The organism is Bacillus sp. AFS037270 (assembly GCF_002585305.1).
This window is the reverse complement of the sequence record NZ_NUNF01000042.1, coordinates 1-23,214: the sequence shown is the minus strand read 5'-3', so window position 1 is coordinate 23,214 and position 23,214 is coordinate 1. Positions and strand designations below refer to the sequence as shown.

The window sequence follows — 23,214 nt, the reverse complement described above, 5'->3', positions numbered from 1 at the left end:
ATTGGCTAATCCTTTATTTTGCTTCCCCTCTAAATAATAAAAAAGAGAAGGACAAAGTCCCTCTCTCAATAATTAATTGTCTTCAGTTGTTTTTGTTGCTTTTCCCTTAGGTCCTAAATACTCATAGTCATTAGGATTAATTGGGGTATATCCTTCAGGCTTATAGAATCTTAATAAGTCTTTATAGACAATTTCATCTGACATCTGCAATTCTGTTTTTACTTTTTCATCAATGCTCTTACATAGGGCATTATCCGTTAATTCTTCAGTTGTCTCATATCCGTAACATTTTTCATTGATTTGAATGCCGTCCGATGATACAAAGTCACCATTTCTAAACAACGCCCAATTACGATGATCTTTAGAAAGTAAGTCAGAACCAAATTCCATATAATCCTTTGTATCAATACCTAATAAATGAAGGACAGTTGGACGGACATCCACTTCGCCGCCAATTTGATGCTGAACTCCACCTTTCACACCAGGTACGTGAATATATAAAGGTACACGCTGTAATTTTGCGTTAATAGCCGGTGTAATTTCATCTACACCTAATACTTTAGCCATCGCTTCATTATGGTTTTCAGAGATACCATAGTGGTCACCATACATAACAATTACTGTATTATCGTACAATCCACTAGCTTTTAAGTCATTAAAGAACTGTTCAAATGCCTGGTCCATATAATGGGCAGATTGGAAATACTGGTTAACAACCGAATCACCATAATCACCAGCTGGAAAATCTGTATCCTCTGGATCCATTTCAAATGGGAAGTGGTTAGATAACGAAATGAACTTTGTATAGAATGGCTGCTTTAAGCCTTGCAACAAAGGCATAGATTCTTTAAAGAATGGTTTGTCTTTCATTCCATAGTTTTTGGTATTTTCGTCAGTCATGTTATAGTATTCCGCATCGTAAAACTGATCATATCCAAAAGCTTTATAGATAACATTTCTGTTCCAGAATGTTTTATAGTTTCCATGGAAAACAGCAGATGTATATCCCTGTCCTTTTAGAATTGAAGGCATCGCCTGGTACGTATTTTGAGCTTTATTAACGAAAACGGCCCCTTGTGCCATAGGGTATAAGGAATTCTCCATTAAGAATTCAGCATCAGATGTTTTACCTTGCCCTGTTTGATGGTAGAAATTATCAAAATAGAAAGTACTGCCATCATGTGCCAATGAATTCAAAAATGGTGTTACCTCTTGTCCGTTTGGCATCTTATAATCAATCATAAAGCTTTGGAAGGACTCCATTGAAATATAAAGTACGTTCATTCCTTTTGCCTTACCAAAGTAAACCGGATTTGGAGCAGCGTAGTTTGCTTTACGATAGTTCTCTACATCCGTGATATCACTGCTGTCAGCTAATGCCCGCTGACTAGAAGATTTAATATTTTGAATTACATCATAAATCGTAAAATTGTATGCACCTAGGTATTTAACTAAGTAGTTGCGATCAAAAGAACGTGTTAATAATTGTGGACGATCCTTTTCCGCTAACCCCAGGTTAAAAAGAAACGTAGTGATTGCAAACAATAAAACCATTTTATAAGACTTTCTATTCGTTACTGTCACTTTTTTGAAAACAGTTAACGCCAAAACAATTAAAATGATTGTATCAAGAAAGTATAAAATATCAAATGGAGAAATTAGAGATAGTGCACTATCCCCCAATTGTCCAGCATTTGTTTTTGTCTGCATTAGTACTGGTACCGTAATAAAGTCATTAAAAAATCGATAATACGCGATATTAGCGTACAACAAGAATGATAAAAAGAAATTGATAATAATCATGACTAGCTTGGTACGTCTCTTAAAGAGCAAGGCTAAACCAAGAAAAAAAAGCGCTGAACTTAAAGGATTGATCAGCAGCAAAAATTTCTGCAGATTATTATCAATTCCTAAGTTAAATTCAATTTGATAGGCCGCATATGTTTTGATCCAGAATAATAAAACGGCAATTACAAAGAATGAAATATGGCTGTTATTTAATGTTTTAGGTAATCTAATTTTATTCATAACATAATTCTCCTCTCACTTACCAATAAGCTCCGGTAAACGAACCTCAATTACTATACCACACTTTTTTAAAAAATTAAAACATAAAATATGCCATTTTATGTATGATTTATTAATACCGTACACGTTATTTTTACTTATTTTTCAACATTTCTCGACAACATCATTACCTGTCCTTCTGATTAAATTCTCCTTTATCATATGACCGTTTTATGTAGGACATGACTGTTTTTATTCTCAAATATATATGACGATGACCATGGTGTTTTGGTTTCACATTCATAAAAATTGTTTTTTATGTGCCTAATATTTCATCTTCCCCAAAGTGCTGCTCCCTTTATTTCACCTATCATAAACCCGAACGAATCAGGGAGGCAATAAGAATATAGACTTATCTTTTACGGATTGGATATCGAATAATTATATAATTATTGGTAAGCATAAGCACGATGGAAGTTATAAATCAAACTTTCCTGAGACTCTTTTTATTATCATTATGATTAACTATTGAAGGAATAAGGGAGTGAGTTTATGCCTAGAAAGAGGCCGGAGTTTACAAATAGCTCGTATTTTGTTGATGAGCCTGGAAATTGGCATTTAAAACCTGGTGCACCAAAGGAAATGCAAGTGGAACTTGAGAACTACCTTAGCAGCCTAGAGAATTTACATGAAGATGGGACAATTAACGGCAACCAAATTGATATCTATTCCACTCATTAATATACAATAGAAGAAAACGGTTACAATATATTTGTACCTAAATTACCATCATAGAATTCAGGAGTGAAAAAAATGAATGTTAATCGAGTAAAGCAAATTCTATCGTCTTCTGCTGATATTGAAGTTAAATATAACGGAACTTCCGTTTGGATTGATCAGTTAAATGAAGACGGAAGAACAGCCACTGTTCATTTGCGGGGACCGCTTGAAGAACGATCAATTGTTGAGATTCATGAATTAATGGAAGATTAATCGGATTGCCATCTTTTCGCTGAAAAGATGGTCTTTATTTTTACTGAATAAAAAAGAGCAGGACAATTCCTGCTCTATTAGACCATGTCTTCATTTTCTTTTTCAATCTCACTAGGCTGGGGCTGTTCATTTTGTACTATACTCCCAAGGACTTCCCGATTGTATTTACCAGCGTCTTTGCCAGCTCCGGGTGCAATATTCGCCATTGGGAGCTGCTCTAATTCTTTACCTCTTGGCATTCTTCCTCACTCCTTTATCTTAAGATACCCATAGATATAAATAAATAAGCATCTATTAGTAATCTCTAAAGGTCTTGTCGAATTCCGTAGAGTTATAAATTATTTTGATGGATAAAAATGCTTTCCTTAGCCAAAAGCTCGATGGTCATATCATCCATTGGAGGATTATGCAAGCCTGCCCGGACATCGCGATAATATCGTTGAAGTGGGTTTTGGAGGGATAAACTTTTTGCTCCTACTATTCTCATCGCTAAATCTACAATTGAAATTGCGGCATTTGTGACCGTTAACTTAACAGCTCCTAGTGTCGGAAGCATCTTTTCCCGCTCATTTTCTGTAGCGGAATCCCATTGTTTTGCAATGGAGTATAAAAAAGACTCCGCCTGCATTATTTTTAGTTCCATTTCACCAATCTTTTGCCTTACGTTTGGTAAATCAATAATAGTACCATTGATACTGTTTGGAGAATATTCGCTTGCAAATTGAATCGCATACCTTTGGGCTGCCTTGGCAATTCCAAGATAACAGGCAGGAATATGAAGCAGCCATCCGTTAGCCTTTCTGCCTTTTGCATTTGGCACTTCAACAAGATATTCTTCAGGAATGACCACCTTTTCAAGGATTAAATCATGACTTCCCGTTCCTCGTAAAGCGATACTATCCCAGGTTTCTTCAATTTTCACTCCCTTGGTTTCTCTTGGGATTAAAAAGTTGGCCATTTCATTGGTTTCCTTTATTGTTGCATTGACAATAAAATAATCCAATACAGGTGCCATGGTAGTAAAGGTTTTTCTGCCTGTAATCACCCAGCCCTGGTCTGTTTTTACTGCGTTGGTTTCTGGTCTTCCTCCCCGTGTTGGACTGCCTGTTTTAGGCTCAGTTTGTGCGCTGTTAATCAATGCACCATTGTTTACTTTTTCACACAAAAACTTAAATAATGATTCACCCCATGATCTTTTCTCATGGAGATTCATGATAATCCCCATATGCCAGCCAATAGAAAGCGCAGTAGCCCCATCACCTTCTGCAATCATTTCCTGCAGGCGAACTAGTTCATATAAGGAAATCTCCTTGCCCCCATATCTTGAGGGAACTGTTAAGGTGGTATAACCTGTATTTTTCAAATCTTCAATATTGTCAAAAGGAAAGGCCCCCTCTATGTCCACTTGATGCGCTCTTGTTAAAAACTTTTTTGCAAGAGATTTCATTAGTTCTAGTCGACCTTCAAAGGTTTCAATTTGTGGAAAGTTCATTATATTCACTCCAATCTGTATCTCTAATGTTTAAATTTTATCATAACCATAGCAAAAAAGACTCCTGTTTGGTTTAACAGGAGTCTTACGAAATCATTATCCAATCATAATTTTACCTTTAGGATAGCGGAACGGGTCAGGGTTTCTCCGCATAGTCACGGCAAATGCAATCGTTAAAGGCCCCACCCTTCCGGCAAACATGGTCAACATAATCAATATCTTGCCAATATCTGATAATTCAGGTGTTAATCCCATTGAAAGCCCCACAGTTGCAAAGGCAGACGTCACCTCAAAAAGAATGGCTAAAAATTCATGTCCTTTTTCAGAAATAGTTAATACAAGTGTCATGAACATCACGAGAAACAGTCCACTAAATGTTACCGTTAAAGCTTTGTATATGGTTTCATATTCAATACGCTGACGGTAAAAAATAACATCCTCTTTCCCGCGAATTTGTGACCAAACTGCCCCTAGTAATGTGGTAAAGGTAGTCGTTTTTATCCCGCCTCCCGTTGATCCAGGCGAAGCACCGATAAACATCAGCAAAATAATTAATAATAAGCTGGATTGAGTTAAATCCCCGATACTTAATGTATTGGCACCTGCCGTTCTAGCTGTGACAGATTGAAACAAGGAACCTAGGATTTTTCCTGTCAGGGATAATGGCTTTAATGTCAGGTGATTGGAATACTCTAATAAAAAAATGCCGATGGTTCCTACAATGACTAAAATAGCACTTGTTAAAAGGACAATTTTTGTATGCAGTGAAACGCGTTTAATAGCTCGATATTCATATAGTTCATTCATGACAATGAAACCAATTCCACCCAAAATAATTAGTAAACAAACGGTTAGGGTTACAGTTGGGTCCTCCACATAGCCTGTTAAACTATGAAATTCCCCCATTAAATCAAATCCTGCATTATTAAAGTTGGAAATGGAATGAAAAATACCAAAATAAATAGCTTTTCTAAGCGGCATATCGAAGGAAAAACGAATCGTTAATATAAGTGCTCCAATAAATTCAATCACACCCGTAAAAATAATAATCCTCCTAGCAAGCTTGACAATTCCTTCCATCGAAAGATTATTTAAAGATTCCTGCAGTAGTATTCTTTCCTTTAAAGAAATTTTCTTTCCTAATAATAAGGCAAAAAAAGTTGCGAATGTCATAAATCCGAGGCCTCCAACTTGAATCAATGACAAAATGACAATTTGACCAAATATTGTAAAAGTTGTACCAGTATCCACTACCACAAGACCTGTGACGCAAGTTGCTGATGTAGCAGTGAACAAAGCATTTAAAAAAGACAGACCATGTCCATTTGTAGTTGCAGCAGGAAGCGTTAATAAAATGGCCCCTATTAAAATAATAGAAGCAAATCCAACAACAAGGATTTTAGGAGGATCAAGAAAATACTTTTTTTGTTCCATTTTATATCCTTCCTAACCGATTATTATTTTTGTAGAAAAATTTATACTTCATTTAAATTATGGTAACAGTAAAACACATATTACAGGAAAAATATACAACTACAATTAATATATGTAAATATATTTATCTGGCAGTGTCGAACCTCACTGTATTCTCTCTAATTGTTGTTTATAATACTTAGGGAAATCAAAGGAATTTAGCTAATACAATGGTCAAAACACTCGTTCGAAAATAGAGAATAAAACGGCTTTACAGGGAGGAAGACAATGAAAAAAGGTAAAGGACAATTATTTATTCAAACAAGTAGTTTAATTGCAGGGTTTATGGTTTGGGTATTAATTTCTTCTCTAATGCCATTTATTAAGGAAGATATCCATCTAACAACAACTGAAATTGCCTGGGCAACGGCAGTACCCGTTATCCTTGGGTCCCTATTAAGGGTTCCAATAGGCTATTGGACAAACAAATATGGGGCCAGAATTTTATTTAGTATAAGCTTTATTTTCCTTCTTTTTCCCATTATCATCATCAGTTATTCGAGCAACATTCAAATGTTGATCATTGGTGGGTTACTGCTGGGGCTTGGCGGTGCAGTTTTTTCTATTGGCGTTACTTCTTTGCCAAAATATTACGAAAAAACCAAACATGGATTTATTAATGGAATATATGGAGCTGGAAATATAGGAACAGCAATAACTGCTTTTTTAGCTCCTGTTCTTGCCAATGCTATTGGATGGAGATCTACAGTAAACCTTTTTCTTTTTTTAATGCTTCTATTTGCCATTTTAAACTTTTTATTTGGTGATAAACAAGAACGGAAAATAAGCCACTCCTTATCAGAGCAATTAAATGGAGTTTATAAAAATCCAAAACTATGGGTATTAAGCATATTTTATTTTGTCACATTTGGTTCATTTGTTGCTTTTACAATCTATTTACCATCTTTCTTAGTAAATCAATTTGAATTAGATAAAATTGATGCTGGAATACGAACCACTGGTTTTATCGTGCTTGCAACCTTGTTCCGTCCAGTAGGGGGATGGCTTGGTGATAAAATTAATCCCTTTTTAATTCTAATGGCTGTTTTCTTTAGCTTAACTTTTGCAGGTTTTTTGTTATCATTTACACCATCATTGCCAATTTACTCATTTGGATGCTTGTTAGTGGCCTTCTTTGCTGGGTTAGGAAACGGGGCAATCTTTAAGCTGGTCCCCTTATACTTTTCCAAGCAAGCAGGAATTGTCAACGGAATAGTTTCAGCCATGGGTGGTCTAGGGGGTTTTTTCCCGCCGCTTATTCTCACCATTTTCTTTAATTTGACAGGGCACTATGCGATAGGATTTATGTCTCTTTCTGAATTTTCTTTAGCTAGTCTTGTAATCGCAATTTGGCTATATTACCAAGAAAGATTAGAGCTTTCTCAGAAAATAGTTAATCACGCCATTGATGGTATTTGTATAACAGACGTAAACGGAATCATTCAAAATGTAAATCCTGCCTTTTCAAGAATAACTGGTTATGGTTTAAAGGAAGTAATCGGAAAAACGCCAAGTGTACTTCAATCGGGTGAACATACCCATGAATTTTATCAAGCAATGTGGAAAAGTTTACTTACAAATGGATATTGGGAAGGCTTTATTTGGAATAGGCGCAAAAATAATGAAATATACAAAGAATGGCTTACAATTACCGCAATTAAAGATGATTCCGGAGATGCCAAAAACTATGTAGGCATGTTTTATGAAGTGAAAGAGCGATCCGACGAAAAACATATTTATAAAAGAAATCCTCATTTTTGAGGATTTCTTTTTTATTTTTCACCTTACTTTTAACCAAGCTTAATTATTACAACTTTTTGTCTAATAGCAGGTGTTCACATTTCCTTCACTATTTTTGTGACGTTCGTCACAAATTTCAAGTCAGTATGTAGTTTATAGTAAAAACACAAGCAAGCCAATGCTGAAAATTAATAATTACACTAACCATTTAGGGGGAAATCACATGGCCCGAATTAATTACTGGAATCCAGAAGATGAAAAGTTCTGGAAATCCGAAGGAAAAAAACACGCAAGTAGAAATTTATGGATCTCTGTACCATCACTTATGCTGGCCTTTATTGTTTGGCAAATTTGGTCCGTTGTTGCCGTTAGACTCAACGACGTTGGCTTTCATTTTTCAGAAGAGCAATTATTAACACTTGCCGCTATCCCTGGACTTGTGGGCGCAACACTTCGTTTCATTTATACATTTGCAGTAGGATTTTTTGGAGGAAAGAACTGGACCGTTATCTCTACTGCCGTTCTTGCAATCCCAGCAATAGGAATCGGTTTTGCTGTTCAAAATCCGGACACACCGTATACAATTATGTTATTACTCGCTGCACTATGTGGTCTTGGCGGAGGTAACTTCTCATCATCATCCGCTAATATTAGCTTCTTCTATCCAAAAAAAGAAAAAGGTACGGCTCTTGGAATTAACGGTGGTCTTGGAAACATGGGAGTATCAGTGGTCCAATTTGTTACACCATTAATTATTACATCAGGAACCATTGCTTTCGTTGGCGGCAAACAAGTTTTAGCAACTGGTCAAACCGTATGGTTACAAAATGCAGCGTTTATCTGGGTAATTCCAATTATCATCATGACCATTCTTGCTATTTTTAAAATGGATAACGTACCAGGTGCAAAACAAACGGTGGCTGATCAATTTGTTATCGTTAAACGTAAACACACATGGATTATGACAGCTTTATATGTAGCTACATTTGGTTCATTTATTGGTTACTCTGCGGCATTTCCGCTTCTTTTGAGATCACAATTTCCTGAACATCTTTCACTCGCCTTCCTTGGTGCATTAGTTGCAGCAGCCGCTAGACCTGTTGGCGGCTGGATGGCTGATAAGCTTGGTGGAGCAAGAGTGACGGCCTATGTATTAGTCATTATGGGAATTGGTGCAGTTGGTGTTATATACTTCTTAAATGGAAAGCAATTTAATGGATTCCTGTTCTCTTTCTTAATTCTTTTCCTAGCATCAGGTATTGGTTCTGGTTCAACATTCCAAATGATACCAACCATTTTTATACCAAAAGAAGCAGCACCTGTTATCGGGTTCTCAGCAGCCTTTGCCGCATATGGATCATTCTTTATTCCAAAACTTTTCGGATGGTCTATTAATTCAACAGGAACTTATGTAACTGCATTCTACTTCTTTATTGGATTCTATGTCATCTCATTTATTCTAAACTGGTTCTTCTATCAAAGAAAAGCTTCTGTTACAGGTTCTGTAGTAAAACAAGCTAGTTAATTAAACACAAAAAAACTGCCTAGTTTAGGCAGTTTTTTTAATCTATTATTTTAACCGTAATGTGTTTATTGCCCCATTCTAGAGCCCCGTGCTCTGTAGGGATAAAAACATCGATTCTATTTCCTTTTATAGCACCGCCTGTATCTGCGGCAGTAGCCACTCCGTAACCTTCTACGTATACTTTACTTCCAAGTGGAATAACTTTTGGGTCTACGGCAATTACTTTAGCGTCAGGATTAGCCTTCAGATCCACCCCTGTTGCTGTAGTTCCTGAACACCCTTCACATGAAGCTGTATAAGCTGTGGCCTTTACCGTAATTTCTTTGCTGTTATTTTCATCGCTGCTATCTGTTTTCACTGAATTCGCAGTTGTTTTAGCCGGCTGAGAAACTGGTGCTGGCTTAACAGGCTCAGCAGCCTTAACTGGTTTCGGAATGGTGGAAGTCGTCGGTTCGGCTGCAGTTACCACTGATTTTGCAACAGGTTTTTCTAAATTACTTGTAACAGGATTTTCCTCCTTAAGATCTGTTGCCTCAGCATTTTTCACACTATCCGTTACCTCATCATAAATAATGAGAGTTAAGCCTGGATGAATGAGGTCTGTATTTAATTTATTCCATTGTTTAATTTGGTTTACTTGCACTTGATATTTTAACGCAATATCACCTAATGTATCATCCTGTTGTACGGTATATTGTTTTTCCGTTGCAATCGTTAATACATCTCCTGGATGAATCAGGTCAGTAGAAAGGTGATTCCAGGTTTTAATTTTATCTACAGATGTATTATGTACCTGTGATATCCCCCAAAGGGTATCTCCATCTTGAACAGTTATTTCTTCGGCATGTACATTAGCGCCTACAGTCCCTGAGAGTGCAGCAACTGCTAGGAATGCTTTTATTTTTTTGATCATTTCTATATCCTCCCATGTTCTTCGCTACTAACTGTTCTCATCATAACATGTTTTTTTCCGAGAAAAAGAACAAGGGGATGTTAATTGGTTTACAAGAATGGCAATTATATTACAATAGCATTTCTGAGTAACTAAATATTCAGATAATAATACACTAAAAAAGTGCAGCGGATTCGCTGCACTTTTTTGGGAATGATCTTAAGACACCTTTGTTATAGCAACAGCACAAGCTTTGTATTCGGCAGTGCCTGAGATGGGGTCATATTCATTCAATGTTAATACGTTAGTTGGTGTTTCACTCCAATGGAAGCTCATAAATACAAGTCCAGGAACCACTTGTTCAGTAATTTTTACCTTTACAAGAAGCTCCCCTCGGCGGGAAGTAACCTGTACCACCTCGCCATCCTGTATCCCAAGGGAGCGGGCATCTTCGGGATGGATATCAATGGTTTCTTCTGTTTGTTTTACTTTAACACCATCTGCATAGAAGCGGGTCTGCGAATGGGTATTATAAGATTCATAACGCCTGCCTGTTGTTAACATAAATGGATATTCCGGATCCGGCAATTCTAATGGTTCAGTATAATCAACCGGAACGAATCGTGATTTTTTTATATCAGGATTCTGTTTATGGAACCGTTCATGCATAATGAAAGTTCCTGGATGATTTTCATCGGGACAAGGATAGTGAATACTATATTCTTCTTCTAGACGGTCATAGGTTATACCACCATACATCTCCCAGGCAAGCTTTCTTACCTCATTCCAGATTTCCTCACTATTATGATAATGCATCGGATAACCCATTAATGTCGCAAGGTCACAAAGAATTTCCCAATCTTCTTTGGTATTAGGATGTGGTTCAACAGCCTTACGAACCCGCTGGATTCTACGATCTGTATTGGTATAGGTTCCATCCACCTCACCCCAAGAACGAGCTGGAAGAACAACATCGGCCATTTGGGCGGTTTCTGTTAAGAAAATATCCTGGACAATTAGTAAATCAAGCTTTTCAAATAATGTTTTCGTATGATTCATATGAACATCAGCTAAAAGCGGATTCTCACCAATTACATAAAGAGCTTTTAACTCACCCATCTCTAGACGGTCAAAAGTTCGAGTTTGCGTATCACCTGGGTTTGGGTTCAGTTTAACCCCCCACTCCTTTTCATAGCGGGCACGAAATTCATTATTCGCTATGCTCATCCCTCCGGCGAGTTGATTAGGAAGACAGCCCATATCACCCGCTCCTTGGACGTTATTCTGCCCTCTCAGCGGCATAATCCCTGTTCCTTGTTTACCGATGTTCCCAGTTAATAGAGCTAAATTCGCAATATCAAAAACATTATTTACACCGCAATGATGCTCTGTAATACCTAGTGTATAGGCTATCATAGAGCCGCTGGACGTCGCATACTCTCTCGCAGTTGTTACAATATCATCAGCGGAAAGACCAGTAATCATAGCAGCATACTCAGGTGTATAAGGTTCTACCTGACTTTCTAACCGATCAAAATCAACCGTAAATTTCTTAATAAACTCGGCATTGTATAGACCTTCTTTTAAGATAACTCGTATGAAAGCATTTATAAGAGCTATATCTGTACCTACATTAATCTGTAAATGCCGGTGAGCCACTTTAACCATATCAATTCTCCGGGGATCAATGACAATGATTTTTAGTCCCGTTTTTACAGCCTTTTTCATGCGGTTCGCAATAATAGGATGGGCTTCAGTCGTATTAGAACCCATTAGCAGCAGCACTTCTGCCCGATCAAAATCTTCAAGGGTATTTGTTGGGAAACCGCTTCCAAAAATAGTTGCCAGACCGGCAACACTAGGTGCATGTCACGTTCGGTTACAGCCATCAATATTGTTGCTGTTGATAACCGTCCGCATAAATTTTTGCGTTACATAATTAGATTCATTAGTACTGCGCGCGCATGCAAACATACTGATGGCATTAGGTCCCCAGGTAGTTTTTATCTCCGATAATTTGCTCGCAATATATTGATAAGCCTCTTCCCAGGTCGCTTCTATTAATTTTCCAGCTTTGCGGATAAGTGGTGAGTTTATTCGACTTTTGGCATGCACGTATTTATACGCAAATGCTCCTTTTACGCACGTTTGTCCTTTATTAACCGGTGCTTCTTTATCTCCGCGGATTTTCATTATTTTGTTATCCGCCACTTCTAAGACAAGACCACAGCCTGTTCCACAGTAACCACAAATGGTTTTTACCAATTTTGTATCTGACACTCAGGTCCCCTCCCATAGAATCATAAAACCTATATATTCATCATAATCGATTATCATACAATTGTAGATTCAAAATTATTAAAAATTTAGGAACTTTTATGAAAATAAAAAAACGAGAGTTTCCTCTCGTTCTAGGCAATTTTAGCAGGTAATAAGATATTAAACGTTGTTCCCTTATTTGGTTCACTTTCGACAAACACTTTTCCATTATGACTCTCAATGATTTTAAAACTTACCATTAAACCTAGGCCGTTTCCATTTTTCTTCGTTGTGAAAAATGGTTCTCCCAGTTTCTTTAATTTTTCTTTTGGAATTCCAACACCTGAATCCTGGATAGAGATTTGAACATTATTATCATGAATGACAGTTTTCACATGCAATTCTCCGCCATTTGGCATGGCCTCAATTCCGTTTTTAATAAAGTTAAGAAAAACTTGCTTTAACCGGTTTTCATCACATTCAATTTGGATAATCTCTTGATTGCAGTCAAATGATAAGCGGACATTTTTTTTCCTAGCTTCAAATTCCAGCAAAGAAACAACATTTCGAATCACAGGAACAACATTTTTTTCCTCTAATTCAACCGCTTTAGGTTTCGCTAGTACCATAAAATCCTCCACAATGGTATTAACCCGCTCAATTTCATCCAGAATAATATTTAAAAATTCCATCCGCTCTGGATCCTTTTCGTCTAACTGTAAGAATTCAGCATACCCTTTCATGGACGTTAACGGATTACGGATTTCATGAGCAACACCTGCCGCCAGTTGTCCTACTGCAGCAAGCTTATCCTGACGGTGAAGGACTTCTTCTGTTTTCTTTCGTTCGGTGATATCGTTACGAATGGCTAAATACTGATAAGGTTTGCCCTGTTCATTTAAAAACGGAACGATAGTTGTGTCAACCCAATAATAAGTCCCATCCTTCGCTTTATTTCTTAATTCGCCCTTCCATACTTGACCAGAACCGATTGTTTTCCATAAGTTCTTGAAAAATTCCTTGGAGTGATAGCCAGAATTAAGGATTCGGTGATCATGCCCTAGAATTTCATCACGATTGTACTTAGAAATTTCACAAAACTTTTCATTTACACTAGTGATTTTCCCTTTGGCATCTGTAAAGGCTACTATAGACGATTGATCTAAAGCAAATTTTATATCAACATTCTCTTTAATCATTTCTTTTAGATGTTCTTCAGCCTTTTTCCTGTTAGAAATATCAGACCGAATAGCAACATATTGGACAGGCTTCCCTTTGTTATTCAAAAAAGGAACGATGGTCGTGTCAACCCAATAAAAAGAACCATCCTTGGCTTTGTTGCGAATCTCACCACGCCATATCGTGCCTGCCTGAATGGTTTGCCATAAATTTCGGAAGAATTCTTTTGAATGATAGCCTGAATTAAGGATTCGATGATTTTTTCCGATAATTTCCTCTTTTTTATATTTGGAAATTTCTTCAAATTTATCGTTAACAAAAGTAATAATACCTTTAGGGTCCGTAATAGCTACAATTGTCGAGGCATCTAGGGCTGCTGTGATATCCTTTAAGTTCGTATCAGTTGTTGCTAATTGCTTGCTTATCAACATACTTGAAATGATCAAGCCGCCAATAATCAATACCGAAACAAACAATACCAAATAAATAAAGAACGGACTGTCTGCTTGATCTTTAGATATCGCCCCGCTGGTCGTAATAGCAGCTCTTTTTAATAAAAAGTGTCCTTCCGCTATGGCTACTGTTATGATAATTGCACTTATCGGTTTTAACCAAACTTGATTACCTTGGGAATAGGTCGAAGAAAAAAGAATCCACAGTGAAAATAAAAAGGAGCCAAATATTAACAATCCTGAAAAAATCATAAGGCCGATATTATAGTCTATATTTACATTCATTGCATATAAACCAATAACCTGAATTGCGATTACAGCAAGGGTTAAAAATAAGCTGCCAATTAGTAAGTGAAATATGTTAATCGTTTTTCCAAAAAACCAAAGAAACGCCATCCCGGTAAATGCGATCCCAATAAAAATAGAAAGAATCGTGAGAGGTATATGATAACTGGTAAAGCGATTCGTGTCCGCCGAGATTAATGCCATAAAGTTCATTACCCATATCCCAATCCCCATCGATAAGGTCCCGCCAAGAAACAACAGTCTTTTATTTTGATTTGACGATCTTATCAAGATAAACATATCTAGTGCTGTATATGATGCCATAATTGTTAAACCAATGGCGATAATAATAAAGTATGGATGAAAAATTCCTAGCATTGCCCCCATTAAACTGCATCCCTCCAATGTCTACAAGGTATTTCTACTATGATTGTAATGTAAATTAAATAGGTATGGAAGTAATATTTCTTTTATCCACGGGTTATCTACCTCATTATAAATGAAACTAAAGGAATGCATAAATAGATTTTCGGGACAAAAGTCTTATTTTTTTAGAAAGGATAAATTTTTCTAAAAAAAGTCTACACAAAAAGGAGTTTTTTGTTTATACTGTACTATAACAAGAGGATGTTTAATAAACTGTATTAATAAAGGAGGAGTTATACATGTTAATGAGTCCAGTTGAATTTTTCCGCAGCTTACCAAAAAAGGAATGCCCAGAATGTGGTCAACATATGGAGGAACAAGCTGAGAGTTATCTAATGGAATGTGACCGCTGTTTATCTAAAAGAGAAGAGTAGTTCACAGAAATATTCCATCTTACAAAAGCCAAAAAAAGTTTATTTTTTTTATTTATACTGTACTACAACAAAAGCAAATACAATAAACTGTATTAATCGAGGAGGGGTTTTAAATGTTAATGAGTCCAGTTGAATTTTTCCGCAGCTTACCAAAAAAGGAATGTCCAGAGTGTGGTCAACATATGGATGAACAGGCTGAAAGCTACTTAATGGAATGTGATCACTGCTTATCAAAAAAAGAAGAGTAACACAAAGGCCCTCCATACTAAATGGAGGGTTTTTATTTTATAGACAATATATTCCGCTTAGGAAAAAATTAGGAAGGCATAAACCAATTTCTCTATGTGAAACCTTTTACTATAAGGAGATGATTCTGATGGCTAAGAAGAAAGATTATTTGACACCTGCAGATGAACAACCGCTAGTGACTATCGAAAACGGCTCAGTATTCCCCAATAAAAAAAATACACCGGGAGATTCAGTCAACGAGCACAAGGCACTTGAAGAAGCTAATATGATTATAACTGGGGATGAGATCAGACAGCAAAACGAAAATTTGTAAAGGATGGTTATTCAATATGAGTATAATTGATTTAGAAAATGCCAAACCCGGAGATGAAGTATATGTCATCTACCGTAACCCGCATGTTCCTTCTGTAGCAAATGTTCAACCAGCAGAGATTGTTCAGCACCCGAAAGACCCAAATGCCTTAGCATTATTTCTTAATGAAACATTTCATGTCATTGAGGATGATGATGGAATATTCACATCCTCAGAATCTGCCCAGAGAGCATATGAAGAACATTTTTTTGATTTCGGTGAAGAATAAAAGACTGTCCACTACAGTGACAGTCTTTTTATAAATAGAATATTTATTTAGATTTTTGGAAGCTCTCTTATTTCTTGTAACATTTGGTTGCCGCACATTGGACATAGCAGATCGTCTGCGACAAAATCCTTTCTCATCCAGCCGATACAAGCATCATCCGAGCAAGAGTAAACCTCAGTATCAACAAGTATGGTTTCAATCTCTTCTTCTTTAGCCCTTTTACCGTAAAAAATGGGAACCGCCTCCTTTTTTTACTAGTATGGACAAAAATGTTACTTTTCATTTCCACAAAAAATTTCTTTAGAGATTGGAGTGAAATTCAGATGTCATCTGAACAGAAACGGTATAGCAAAGTCGGTACGGATATTGAAGAAGTAAAACGGCTGAATAGTCAATCCGGCTTAAGCTATAATGAAGTAAAACTCCTTCTTGCCCAACAATATGCAAATCAAAAAAAATAGGCCTTTGTCTTATTAACTAAGGACTACAGGCTGTACAATTCTAAAAACAAGATGTCTCAAAATAGGTTATTTAACCTTTTCATTGAGACATCCTGTTTCCCATTATTCAGAATAATCGATTGTTATATTCTCTTGATAGCCTTTGGAAAGAAGCTTGCTTTTTTTGCGATTTTCCTTTGATTGAAAAATAATATCAAAATCATAATTCTCCGGATATAGCTCATCTGCTCTGATATATATGGTCAATCGTTTGTGGTTTATAGATACTTTTTCACCTTTTACTTGAACAAGGTAATTTCCATGCTGGTCCGGACCCTTGTACACAATCCCAAACTCATTTGCTGGTGAAATTTTAACATTATCACCTTGATGATAAATTGGTATTTCTGTTTTTACTGCAGCTTGTTGCTGCTGGTACTTATTTATCATCACCTGTTTTTCTAATTCTTTTAATTTCCATTGTTCTGTTTCTTGACTTAGATATTGTTTTTCTTCCTTATAAGTGATGTAATGAGCTCTTTCAACAATAGCTGGGTGCATCCCGAGTCTCAAGGCAATTGCAAACGCCTGGCTATCTCCTCCCCGGCCGATCACTAACCGGTATGTTGGCGAGAGCGTTGTTAAATCAAACTCCATTGAGCCATTTATAAAGCCTAAATGTTCTTCTGCAAACTCTTTTATTTCACTATAATGAGTCGTTGCTAGAATGGTTGCTCCTTTTTGATAAAGAGTTTCTAAGATAGCGGTAGCAAGCCCCATTCCTTCTCCCGGATCAGTACCAGAGCCAAGTTCATCTAATAAGGCTAATGTTCGATCATTCGTATCCTTTAAGATTTCAATAATATTGACAATTCTAGAACTAAAGGTACTTAAATTTTCGGTAATACTTTGCCCGTCACCAATATCTACTAATATTCGATCAAAGATTCTAATGTTACTTTCTTCAGCGGCAGGAATATGCAGACCACTTTGCACCATTAATGTTAACAAGCCCACTGTCTTAATGGTTACAGTTTTCCCGCCGGTATTTGGTCCGGTGATAACAAGTGCCTTTTCTTCCCTACTCATCGTAAAAGTTAATGGGACAGCCTTGTCACCTAAAAGAGGATGCCGGGCCTGTATTAATGTTAATTCCTCAAATTGGTTAATACCCACCTTAGAGCCTTTAATCATTCGGCAATATTTTGCTTTAGCAAAAAGAAAATCGTATTGAATCATTGTTTCAACGGCAAGACAGATTTGCTGCTCCTTTTGTTCCACTAAACCTGTTAAATAGGTTAACACCTTTTGAACCTCTACTTCTTCATCTGAAAGAAGCCACGTTAATTGATCCTGAAAGACAGCAATTTCTTCTGGTTCTATAAAAAGTGTGGACCCAGATGCAGATGTATCGAGGACCGTCCCCTTTATTTTGTTGCGATATTCTTTTTTTATCGGAATCACATATCTCCCATTTCGTTGACTTACCACATTTTCTTGTAAATACAATTTATTATTATTGGAACGGATCAGTTGCATCGTTTTTTCCTTCAAACGTTCCTCTTGTATCGCAAGTTGTTTTCTTATTTTTAATAATTCCTTGCTTGCGTAATCATCTACCCTGCCATTACGGACACAGCGAATAATTTCAGCGGCCAGTTCAGGTAATTCATCAATAACCTCGACATAGGCAGATACCCTTGGTGCATAAAAAGCTTTATCCTTCATGTATCTCCTCATTTTTCCACAGCTATCCAAAAAATCATATAGCTTTGTTAGTTGCTCTACTCTAAGTGCTGCTCCTTTATTCATGTTCTGAAGGATGGCAGTCATTCCATCCAGGCCATGCACAGGAACACTTGCACTAATTTTCAAAATCTCGACTGCCTCCGTAACTTCTTCAAGCCATGCCTCTATTTGCTTAACTTTTGTTGATGGGACAAGATTCTTTATTTTCTCTTTACCTTCTTTGGTTAATGCAAAGTTAGCAATTTCGTCCTTAATTTGCTGGAATTCCAACATGTTAAATGTATGTTGATTCACTTTATAAACCTCCTAATAATAAAAAATAGCCGCAATGAACAATGTCATTGCGGCTCTAAGAAACGAATGGTAAACCATCCATTTTTTCATACTTAAATTAATCCAAAATAAAAACTGTCTACACGAGTGTACACAGCTACATTGGAATAAGATGTATGCTTATGCTTGCTCATTGTTCTTAACCTCATTCCACAACTAAAGAAACCCTCCATTTTACGAAAAAAATGAACGAGAATAATGGAATGAACATATCCAATTGATTGGATTAGTTAAGAACGACACCTAACATAAAACATACTCCCTTTTTTGAGTAATTAAATTCTTCTAAAATATACAATAATTAACAACAACTGTCAACAAACATTAGCCTATTAAATGATGAAATTTATTATATATGGAACAATAACCGAGGTCAAGACGGCGGCAATTCCCATTGCTGCACCTGAAACAGCACCTTGTATTTCCCCTTCCTTAACCGCCTCAGCTGTACCAATACCATGAGCAATCGTACCAATGGCCAAACCTCGGGCAAAAGGATGGTCTATCTTAAACCAGTTCAAAAGTTTGGCACCAAACATGGCCCCGATCATCCCTGTAATGATGACGTATGCTGCAATAAGAGAGACATTCCCATGGATAATTCCCCCAATTTCTGTAGCAACCGGGACAGTAACGGACTTTACCGTCAAACCAAGGAGATAAAAGTTTGAAAGATGCAGTCCTTTAGCAAGTAAAAGAGCTGCTGCAATCGTGGAAATACTGCCAATGAATAAACCTGCTACAGCTGCCCCTATGTATTTTATAAATAATTCACGATTTTTATAAATCGGGACTGCCAGGGAAACAGTTGCCGGTCCGAGCAGGTAGGTCATTATCGATTTAGCCGGTTTATATTCCTGATATGATATATTGGAAACAAGCAAAATGATGATAATGATAACTGTACTTAAGAAAACAGGGCTCGTTAAGGGCGAAGGATATTTTTGTGTTAAAAAACGAGCAAATAAATAGACACCAATAGTTAGTAGGATGCTATAAAGCGTGATCATGATAATTTACATTTTCCTTTTGATTTTTCGTAATGACAGCTTGAGTTGTCTTTCCCGCTGCAATGATCCCCAAGATGGCACTGATAAAAAGAATAACAAGTAAAATCCAACCTTTTGTCTTGAAAATATCTCCTAATGTCATTAGGCCGACTGATATTGGAATAAAAAAGAAGCCAAGATGTTTAAGGAGCCAACCTGCCGCCCATTCAATTTGTTCCACCTTAATCAAACCTGACCAGAGCAATACCAATAATACAACTATCCCAAGCACATTCCCGGGAATTTGTAGGTGCAAGTACTTAACTGTTAAATTCCCAACTTGGTAGATAACAATAAGAATAATCAGCTGAATCAAGAATTTGCATGCCTTTTTCATCTAATCACCAACTCTCTAATTTTGAAGAAATCTGATGTGAACACTCGTTTTATAATAAGTATAAAGGAATAGAGTTTAGGGTGCATCCACTTTTTTTCACAAAATATCCATATCTTTTTCCGGAAAACTTATTTATCTTTATGGTAGGAGGGGATCTTTTTGAAAAGGATTTATATTATTTGCAGCCTGGCTGTATTTCTGGGGATTGCTGGAGGAATCTCGTTTTTTCTTATCCGTGATGCAAATGCAGCCATTCCAGCTAGCACTACTTTCATTACACAAAGTGGAGATACATTTAATTTCGGGAAAGATAAAACAAAGTTAAAACTAATTGAATTTATTTATACTCATTGCCCTGATGTATGTCCCACAACTACACAAAAAATGGTTGATTTAAAGGAAGATTTATTGAAAAAGGGGATCTATGGAAAGGGCATAGAATTTGTCACTATAACCATTGACCCTTACCGCGATACAACCGAGATTTTGCAAGAATATAAAAAGGGGTTTGGAATAGAAAATGACAACAACTGGTTGTTTTTAACCGGGGAAAAACAACAAATAAAAGATGACCAAAAACAACTTCGTAAGATTACGAACGCTTTGCAATTCCAATACAAAGATCCTGGAAACGGCCAATTTATTCATTCTACCTTTACGTACCTTGTTGATGAAGATAATAAATTTATTGCCAAGTTCCCAATGGGAAAAGAGTTTAATAAGCAGGAAGTTTACGACAAAATACTTGATAAAATAGAGTAATAAAAAAAGCGTTTAGTCCACTTGGATTAATCGCTTTTTGCTGTAGTAATATCATTCAAAGGATCGGATTTTATTTAATTTGCTGCAATGTTAATAGATAAGTTGACTTTGGTTTGGTCAGACTCGCTTTAATACCAGCTTTTTTTAATTTGTTAACGAGTTCAGTAAGCTGTTTTTTTGCCATACTTCTCACCCTCTTTAAAACTTCTTAACCCAATTCTACAACAAAATTATGAATAAAGTGTGAAAATGGAAAAATTTTTTTAGAAAATTTTTCTTATAATATTAATAAGCTGTAAAGAATTCGCTCTTCCTCTAGATTAATGGTATAATTAGTAGATATTTTTGTTCTGGAGGATTATTACTATGATTACTGTAAGTAACGTAAGTTTAAGATATGGTGACCGTAAATTATTTGAAGATGTAAATATTAAATTTACACCAGGAAATTGCTACGGACTAATTGGCGCGAATGGAGCCGGAAAATCAACATTCCTAAAAATATTGTCCGGTGAAATTGAAGCACAAACAGGTACAGTACAATTAGGGCCAAATGAGCGTATGGCTGTATTAAAGCAGAATCATTTTGAATATGAGGATTTTGAGGTTCTCAAAACCGTTATCATGGGTCACGCAAGACTTTATGAGGTAATGCAGGAAAAAGACGCTATTTATATGAAAGAAAACTTCACCGATGAGGATGGAATGAAAGCAGCTGAACTTGAAGGTGAATTTGCCGAACTTAACGGCTGGGAAGCAGAGCCTGAAGCAGCAATTTTGTTAAAAGGCCTTGGAATTGGTGAGGATCTTCATTATAAGAAAATGGCTGAATTAACTGGTTCTGAAAAAGTAAAGGTATTGCTCGCACAAGCATTGTTCGGCAGACCAGATGTTTTACTTTTGGACGAACCGACAAACCACTTGGATATCAAAGCAATTCAATGGCTTGAGGACTTCCTAATTAACTTTGAAAATACGGTCATTGTTGTATCCCACGATCGTCATTTCTTAAATAAGGTTTGTACTCACATTGCGGACCTGGATTTCAGTAAAATTCAAATTTATGTTGGAAACTATGATTTCTGGTATGAATCTAGTCAGTTAGCATCCAGAATGGCTTCAGATGCGAACAAGAAGAAAGAAGAAAAAATTAAAGAACTTCAAAGCTTTATCGCCAGGTTCAGTGCCAATGCCTCTAAATCAAAACAGGCTACATCCCGTAAGAAGTTATTAGATAAGATTACACTTGATGACATCAAGCCATCTTCTCGCCGTTATCCGTTTGTAGGATTTACACCAGATCGTGAAATCGGCAATGATTTATTACGTGTTGAAGGATTAACAAAGACAATTGATGGAATAAAGGTCCTAGATAACATAAGCTTTTTTATGAATAAAGCCGATAAAATTGCCCTTGTCGGTACGAATGAATTGGCAAAAACGACTCTCTTTAAAATCTTAATGGGGGAAATGGAAGCTGACAGCGGCACATTTAAGTGGGGGATTACCACTTCCCAAGCTTATTTTCCAAAGGATAACTCCGAGTACTTTGAAAATAGCGATTTGAATCTTGTGGATTGGCTTCGTCAGTTCTCACCAAAAGACGATAGCGAAAGCTTCTTAAGAGGATTTTTAGGAAGAATGCTATTTTCCGGCGAAGAAGTGTTGAAAAAAGCCAGTGTCCTATCCGGTGGTGAAAAGGTTCGCTGTATGCTCTCTAAAATGATGCTGAATGGAGCAAACGTTCTCTTATTAGATGAACCTACAAACCATTTAGACTTGGAGTCGATCACGGCGTTAAATAATGGATTAATTAATTTCAAAGGTTCAATGCTGTTTTCATCACACGACCATCAGTTTATTCAAACAATTGCCAATCGAATTTTTGAATTCACACCAAAAGGTCTTGTAGATAAGCAAATGAGCTATGATGAATATTTAGAAAATGAAGAGGTTCAAAAACAAGTGGCGGAAATGTATCAATAAGATGAAGAGGGTGTCTAAAACAGACATCCTCTTTTTTATGAGATAAAAATGTATAAAAGTTTTTGACCTCGAGAATTGTCCAGCTCCAGGCGCCATCGGCTCGAGGTCNNGGCGCCTTGCGCTTTTCTTACTCTAATATCTTTTTTGTTTCTTTCTAGACGAAGGTACTTCAGTTGAACCAGTCTCTGTTGTTGTAGTACCTTGACCTTCTACTTGTGAAGAATTAAGGCCGATGGTGGACGGATCGGCTTTACCTTTTCTGCCTCTCGACATTTCATACACCTCCCCTAATATCCTTTGGACAAATATCGCAGCTTATACGGAATATTTCCCAAATCTTAAGGCAAAATAACCTACAGGAGGAGGTGTTTTGTATGGCAAAAGTTGGAGTAGAACAATCTCTTACAAATATTCAACAAGTATTAAGGGAAAAAGGGTATGATGTGGTAGAATTAAAGCAGGAGTCAGATGCACAAAACTGTGATTGTTGTGTAGTTACAGGTCTAGATTCAAATGTGATGGGTATGTCTGATACCAGCACAAAAGGCTCTGTAATTGATGCAAATGGAATGTCTGCTGATGAGGTATGCCGTCAAGTAGAAAGCAGACTTCAATAAGAAAAGCGGAAGCG

Annotated in this window: 24 protein-coding genes and 1 pseudogene; 12 read left to right on the top strand and 13 right to left on the bottom strand. The window is 36.7% G+C overall.

Annotated features, from left to right (window positions below; genetic code table 11):
• Positions 1–72 precede the first annotated feature (72 nt).
• A complete protein-coding gene (gene ltaS / locus COD92_RS20540) occupies positions 73–2,028 on the bottom strand; it encodes a lipoteichoic acid synthase (protein WP_098529273.1) in 1,956 nt (651 codons plus the stop codon).
• A gap of 531 nt (positions 2,029–2,559) precedes the next feature.
• Here ltaS and COD92_RS20535 point away from each other — a divergent pair.
• Positions 2,560–2,748, top strand: coding sequence for a hypothetical protein (locus tag COD92_RS20535; protein WP_098529274.1), 189 nt, complete (start codon positions 2,560–2,562; stop codon positions 2,746–2,748).
• Between the two features lie 72 nt (positions 2,749–2,820).
• Positions 2,821–3,000 carry an H-type small acid-soluble spore protein gene (locus tag COD92_RS20530; RefSeq protein WP_098529276.1) on the top strand — a complete coding sequence of 60 codons (180 nt, stop codon included), beginning with the start codon at positions 2,821–2,823 and terminating at the stop codon, positions 2,998–3,000.
• 77 nt (positions 3,001–3,077) lie between these two features.
• On the opposite strand, the gene COD92_RS32160 is transcribed toward COD92_RS20530, so the two are convergent.
• From COD92_RS32160 to COD92_RS20520, 3 genes are all read right to left on the bottom strand, one after another.
• Complete coding sequence (locus COD92_RS32160; RefSeq protein ID WP_176541147.1) at positions 3,078–3,239, bottom strand: hypothetical protein; 162 nt, start codon at positions 3,237–3,239, stop codon at positions 3,078–3,080.
• Between the two features lie 92 nt (positions 3,240–3,331).
• Complete coding sequence (locus COD92_RS20525) at positions 3,332–4,492, bottom strand: acyl-CoA dehydrogenase family protein (RefSeq protein WP_098529278.1); 1,161 nt, start codon at positions 4,490–4,492, stop codon at positions 3,332–3,334.
• Between the two features lie 96 nt (positions 4,493–4,588).
• Complete coding sequence (locus tag COD92_RS20520; protein WP_098529280.1) at positions 4,589–5,926, bottom strand: TrkH family potassium uptake protein; 1,338 nt, start codon at positions 5,924–5,926, stop codon at positions 4,589–4,591.
• A gap of 267 nt (positions 5,927–6,193) precedes the next feature.
• Here COD92_RS20520 and COD92_RS20515 point away from each other — a divergent pair, with 267 nt between their 5' ends.
• Entirely contained in the window at positions 6,194–7,726 is a 1,533-nt protein-coding gene (locus COD92_RS20515; protein ID WP_098529282.1) for an MFS transporter, read from the top strand.
• A gap of 202 nt (positions 7,727–7,928) precedes the next feature.
• On the top strand, positions 7,929–9,230 hold the full coding sequence (locus COD92_RS20510; RefSeq protein WP_098529284.1) for an MFS transporter: 1,302 nt from the start codon (positions 7,929–7,931) through the stop codon (positions 9,228–9,230).
• Between the two features lie 37 nt (positions 9,231–9,267).
• Here the strand turns inward: COD92_RS20510 and COD92_RS20505 are convergent, their stop codons facing one another.
• The 4 genes and pseudogenes from COD92_RS20505 to COD92_RS20490 form a co-directional block, all read right to left on the bottom strand.
• Positions 9,268–10,143 (bottom strand): LysM peptidoglycan-binding domain-containing protein, encoded by an 876-nt coding sequence (locus tag COD92_RS20505; protein ID WP_098529286.1) that lies wholly within the window; start codon positions 10,141–10,143, stop codon positions 9,268–9,270.
• Positions 10,144–10,341: 198 nt separating this feature from the next.
• Positions 10,342–12,237: a formate dehydrogenase subunit alpha gene (fdhF, locus tag COD92_RS33420; protein WP_369689368.1), complete on the bottom strand. Its 1,896-nt coding sequence runs from the start codon at positions 12,235–12,237 to the stop codon at positions 10,342–10,344.
• Between the two features lie 6 nt (positions 12,238–12,243).
• Positions 12,244–12,402, bottom strand: a pseudogene (locus COD92_RS33415) (hypothetical protein); the annotation flags it as partial.
• 131 nt (positions 12,403–12,533) lie between these two features.
• Complete coding sequence (locus COD92_RS20490) at positions 12,534–14,684, bottom strand: PAS domain S-box protein (protein ID WP_098529292.1); 2,151 nt, start codon at positions 14,682–14,684, stop codon at positions 12,534–12,536.
• Between the two features lie 278 nt (positions 14,685–14,962).
• Between COD92_RS20490 and yhfH (COD92_RS20485) the strand changes: the two genes are divergently transcribed.
• The 4 genes from yhfH (COD92_RS20485) to COD92_RS20470 all read left to right on the top strand — a co-directional run bounded on the left by yhfH (COD92_RS20485) (position 14,963) and on the right by COD92_RS20470 (position 15,927).
• A complete protein-coding gene (gene yhfH / locus COD92_RS20485) occupies positions 14,963–15,097 on the top strand; it encodes a protein YhfH (RefSeq protein ID WP_098529294.1) in 135 nt (44 codons plus the stop codon).
• A gap of 113 nt (positions 15,098–15,210) precedes the next feature.
• The gene (gene yhfH, locus COD92_RS20480; RefSeq protein ID WP_098529296.1) at positions 15,211–15,345 is read left to right on the top strand and encodes a protein YhfH; all 135 of its coding nucleotides are present in this window, start codon (positions 15,211–15,213) and stop codon (positions 15,343–15,345) included.
• A 128-nt stretch (positions 15,346–15,473) separates the two neighbouring features.
• Positions 15,474–15,659: a hypothetical protein gene (locus COD92_RS20475; RefSeq protein ID WP_098529298.1), complete on the top strand. Its 186-nt coding sequence runs from the start codon at positions 15,474–15,476 to the stop codon at positions 15,657–15,659.
• Positions 15,660–15,675: 16 nt separating this feature from the next.
• Positions 15,676–15,927: a transcriptional regulator SplA domain-containing protein gene (locus COD92_RS20470; protein ID WP_098529300.1), complete on the top strand. Its 252-nt coding sequence runs from the start codon at positions 15,676–15,678 to the stop codon at positions 15,925–15,927.
• A gap of 47 nt (positions 15,928–15,974) precedes the next feature.
• Here the strand turns inward: COD92_RS20470 and COD92_RS20465 are convergent, their stop codons facing one another.
• On the bottom strand, positions 15,975–16,160 hold the full coding sequence (locus COD92_RS20465; RefSeq protein ID WP_098529302.1) for a cold-inducible protein YdjO-related protein: 186 nt from the start codon (positions 16,158–16,160) through the stop codon (positions 15,975–15,977).
• A gap of 90 nt (positions 16,161–16,250) precedes the next feature.
• Here COD92_RS20465 and COD92_RS32155 point away from each other — a divergent pair, with 90 nt between their 5' ends.
• Entirely contained in the window at positions 16,251–16,388 is a 138-nt protein-coding gene (locus COD92_RS32155; protein WP_098529304.1) for a hypothetical protein, read from the top strand.
• Between the two features lie 102 nt (positions 16,389–16,490).
• Here COD92_RS32155 and COD92_RS20455 read toward each other — a convergent pair whose 3' ends face one another.
• The 3 genes from COD92_RS20455 to COD92_RS20445 form a co-directional block, all read right to left on the bottom strand.
• The gene (locus tag COD92_RS20455) at positions 16,491–18,410 is read right to left on the bottom strand and encodes an endonuclease MutS2 (protein WP_098529306.1); all 1,920 of its coding nucleotides are present in this window, start codon (positions 18,408–18,410) and stop codon (positions 16,491–16,493) included.
• A 371-nt stretch (positions 18,411–18,781) separates the two neighbouring features.
• A complete protein-coding gene (locus COD92_RS20450) occupies positions 18,782–19,459 on the bottom strand; it encodes an LrgB family protein (protein WP_098529308.1) in 678 nt (225 codons plus the stop codon).
• Positions 19,443–19,835 (bottom strand): CidA/LrgA family protein, encoded by a 393-nt coding sequence (locus tag COD92_RS20445; protein ID WP_098529310.1) that lies wholly within the window; start codon positions 19,833–19,835, stop codon positions 19,443–19,445. The genes COD92_RS20450 and COD92_RS20445 overlap by 17 nt, the downstream gene beginning before the upstream one ends.
• Positions 19,836–19,994: 159 nt before the next feature.
• Between COD92_RS20445 and COD92_RS20440 the strand changes: the two genes are divergently transcribed.
• Both COD92_RS20440 and COD92_RS20435 read left to right on the top strand, forming a co-directional pair.
• Positions 19,995–20,597, top strand: a complete 603-nt coding sequence (locus COD92_RS20440; RefSeq protein ID WP_098529312.1) for an SCO family protein — start codon at positions 19,995–19,997, stop codon at positions 20,595–20,597.
• A gap of 366 nt (positions 20,598–20,963) precedes the next feature.
• Complete coding sequence (locus tag COD92_RS20435) at positions 20,964–22,583, top strand: ABC-F family ATP-binding cassette domain-containing protein (protein WP_098529314.1); 1,620 nt, start codon at positions 20,964–20,966, stop codon at positions 22,581–22,583.
• Positions 22,584–22,715: 132 nt separating this feature from the next.
• Here COD92_RS20435 and COD92_RS20430 read toward each other — a convergent pair whose 3' ends face one another.
• Positions 22,716–22,856: a YuzL family protein gene (locus COD92_RS20430; protein WP_098529316.1), complete on the bottom strand. Its 141-nt coding sequence runs from the start codon at positions 22,854–22,856 to the stop codon at positions 22,716–22,718.
• Between the two features lie 101 nt (positions 22,857–22,957).
• On the opposite strand from COD92_RS20430, the gene COD92_RS20425 reads away from it, so the two are divergent.
• A complete protein-coding gene (locus COD92_RS20425; RefSeq protein WP_098529318.1) occupies positions 22,958–23,200 on the top strand; it encodes a YkuS family protein in 243 nt (80 codons plus the stop codon).
• The last annotated feature ends 14 nt before the right edge of the window (positions 23,201–23,214 follow it).

Bases quoted from the DNA above. Each gene is read 5' to 3' on its own strand.
- yhfH (WP_098529296.1), top strand. From the start codon at position 15,211: ATGTTAATGAGTCCAGTTGAATTTTTCCGCAGCTTACCAAAAAAGGAA.
- COD92_RS20430 (WP_098529316.1), bottom strand. From the start codon at position 22,856: ATGTCGAGAGGCAGAAAAGGTAAAGCCGATCCGTCCACCATCGGCCTT.
- COD92_RS32155 (WP_098529304.1), top strand. From the start codon at position 16,251: ATGTCATCTGAACAGAAACGGTATAGCAAAGTCGGTACGGATATTGAA.
- COD92_RS20510 (WP_098529284.1), top strand. From the start codon at position 7,929: ATGGCCCGAATTAATTACTGGAATCCAGAAGATGAAAAGTTCTGGAAA.
- COD92_RS20520 (WP_098529280.1), bottom strand. From the start codon at position 5,926: ATGGAACAAAAAAAGTATTTTCTTGATCCTCCTAAAATCCTTGTTGTT.
- COD92_RS32160 (WP_176541147.1), bottom strand. From the start codon at position 3,239: ATGCCAAGAGGTAAAGAATTAGAGCAGCTCCCAATGGCGAATATTGCA.
- COD92_RS20450 (WP_098529308.1), bottom strand. From the start codon at position 19,459: ATGATCACGCTTTATAGCATCCTACTAACTATTGGTGTCTATTTATTT.
- COD92_RS20445 (WP_098529310.1), bottom strand. From the start codon at position 19,835: ATGAAAAAGGCATGCAAATTCTTGATTCAGCTGATTATTCTTATTGTT.
- COD92_RS20505 (WP_098529286.1), bottom strand. From the start codon at position 10,143: ATGATCAAAAAAATAAAAGCATTCCTAGCAGTTGCTGCACTCTCAGGG.
- yhfH (WP_098529294.1), top strand. From the start codon at position 14,963: ATGTTAATGAGTCCAGTTGAATTTTTCCGCAGCTTACCAAAAAAGGAA.
- ltaS (WP_098529273.1), bottom strand. From the start codon at position 2,028: ATGAATAAAATTAGATTACCTAAAACATTAAATAACAGCCATATTTCA.
- COD92_RS20470 (WP_098529300.1), top strand. From the start codon at position 15,676: ATGAGTATAATTGATTTAGAAAATGCCAAACCCGGAGATGAAGTATAT.
- COD92_RS20490 (WP_098529292.1), bottom strand. From the start codon at position 14,684: ATGGGGGCAATGCTAGGAATTTTTCATCCATACTTTATTATTATCGCC.
- COD92_RS20535 (WP_098529274.1), top strand. From the start codon at position 2,560: ATGCCTAGAAAGAGGCCGGAGTTTACAAATAGCTCGTATTTTGTTGAT.
- COD92_RS20515 (WP_098529282.1), top strand. From the start codon at position 6,194: ATGAAAAAAGGTAAAGGACAATTATTTATTCAAACAAGTAGTTTAATT.
- COD92_RS20475 (WP_098529298.1), top strand. From the start codon at position 15,474: ATGGCTAAGAAGAAAGATTATTTGACACCTGCAGATGAACAACCGCTA.
- COD92_RS20435 (WP_098529314.1), top strand. From the start codon at position 20,964: ATGATTACTGTAAGTAACGTAAGTTTAAGATATGGTGACCGTAAATTA.
- COD92_RS20525 (WP_098529278.1), bottom strand. From the start codon at position 4,492: ATGAACTTTCCACAAATTGAAACCTTTGAAGGTCGACTAGAACTAATG.
- COD92_RS20530 (WP_098529276.1), top strand. From the start codon at position 2,821: ATGAATGTTAATCGAGTAAAGCAAATTCTATCGTCTTCTGCTGATATT.
- COD92_RS20425 (WP_098529318.1), top strand. From the start codon at position 22,958: ATGGCAAAAGTTGGAGTAGAACAATCTCTTACAAATATTCAACAAGTA.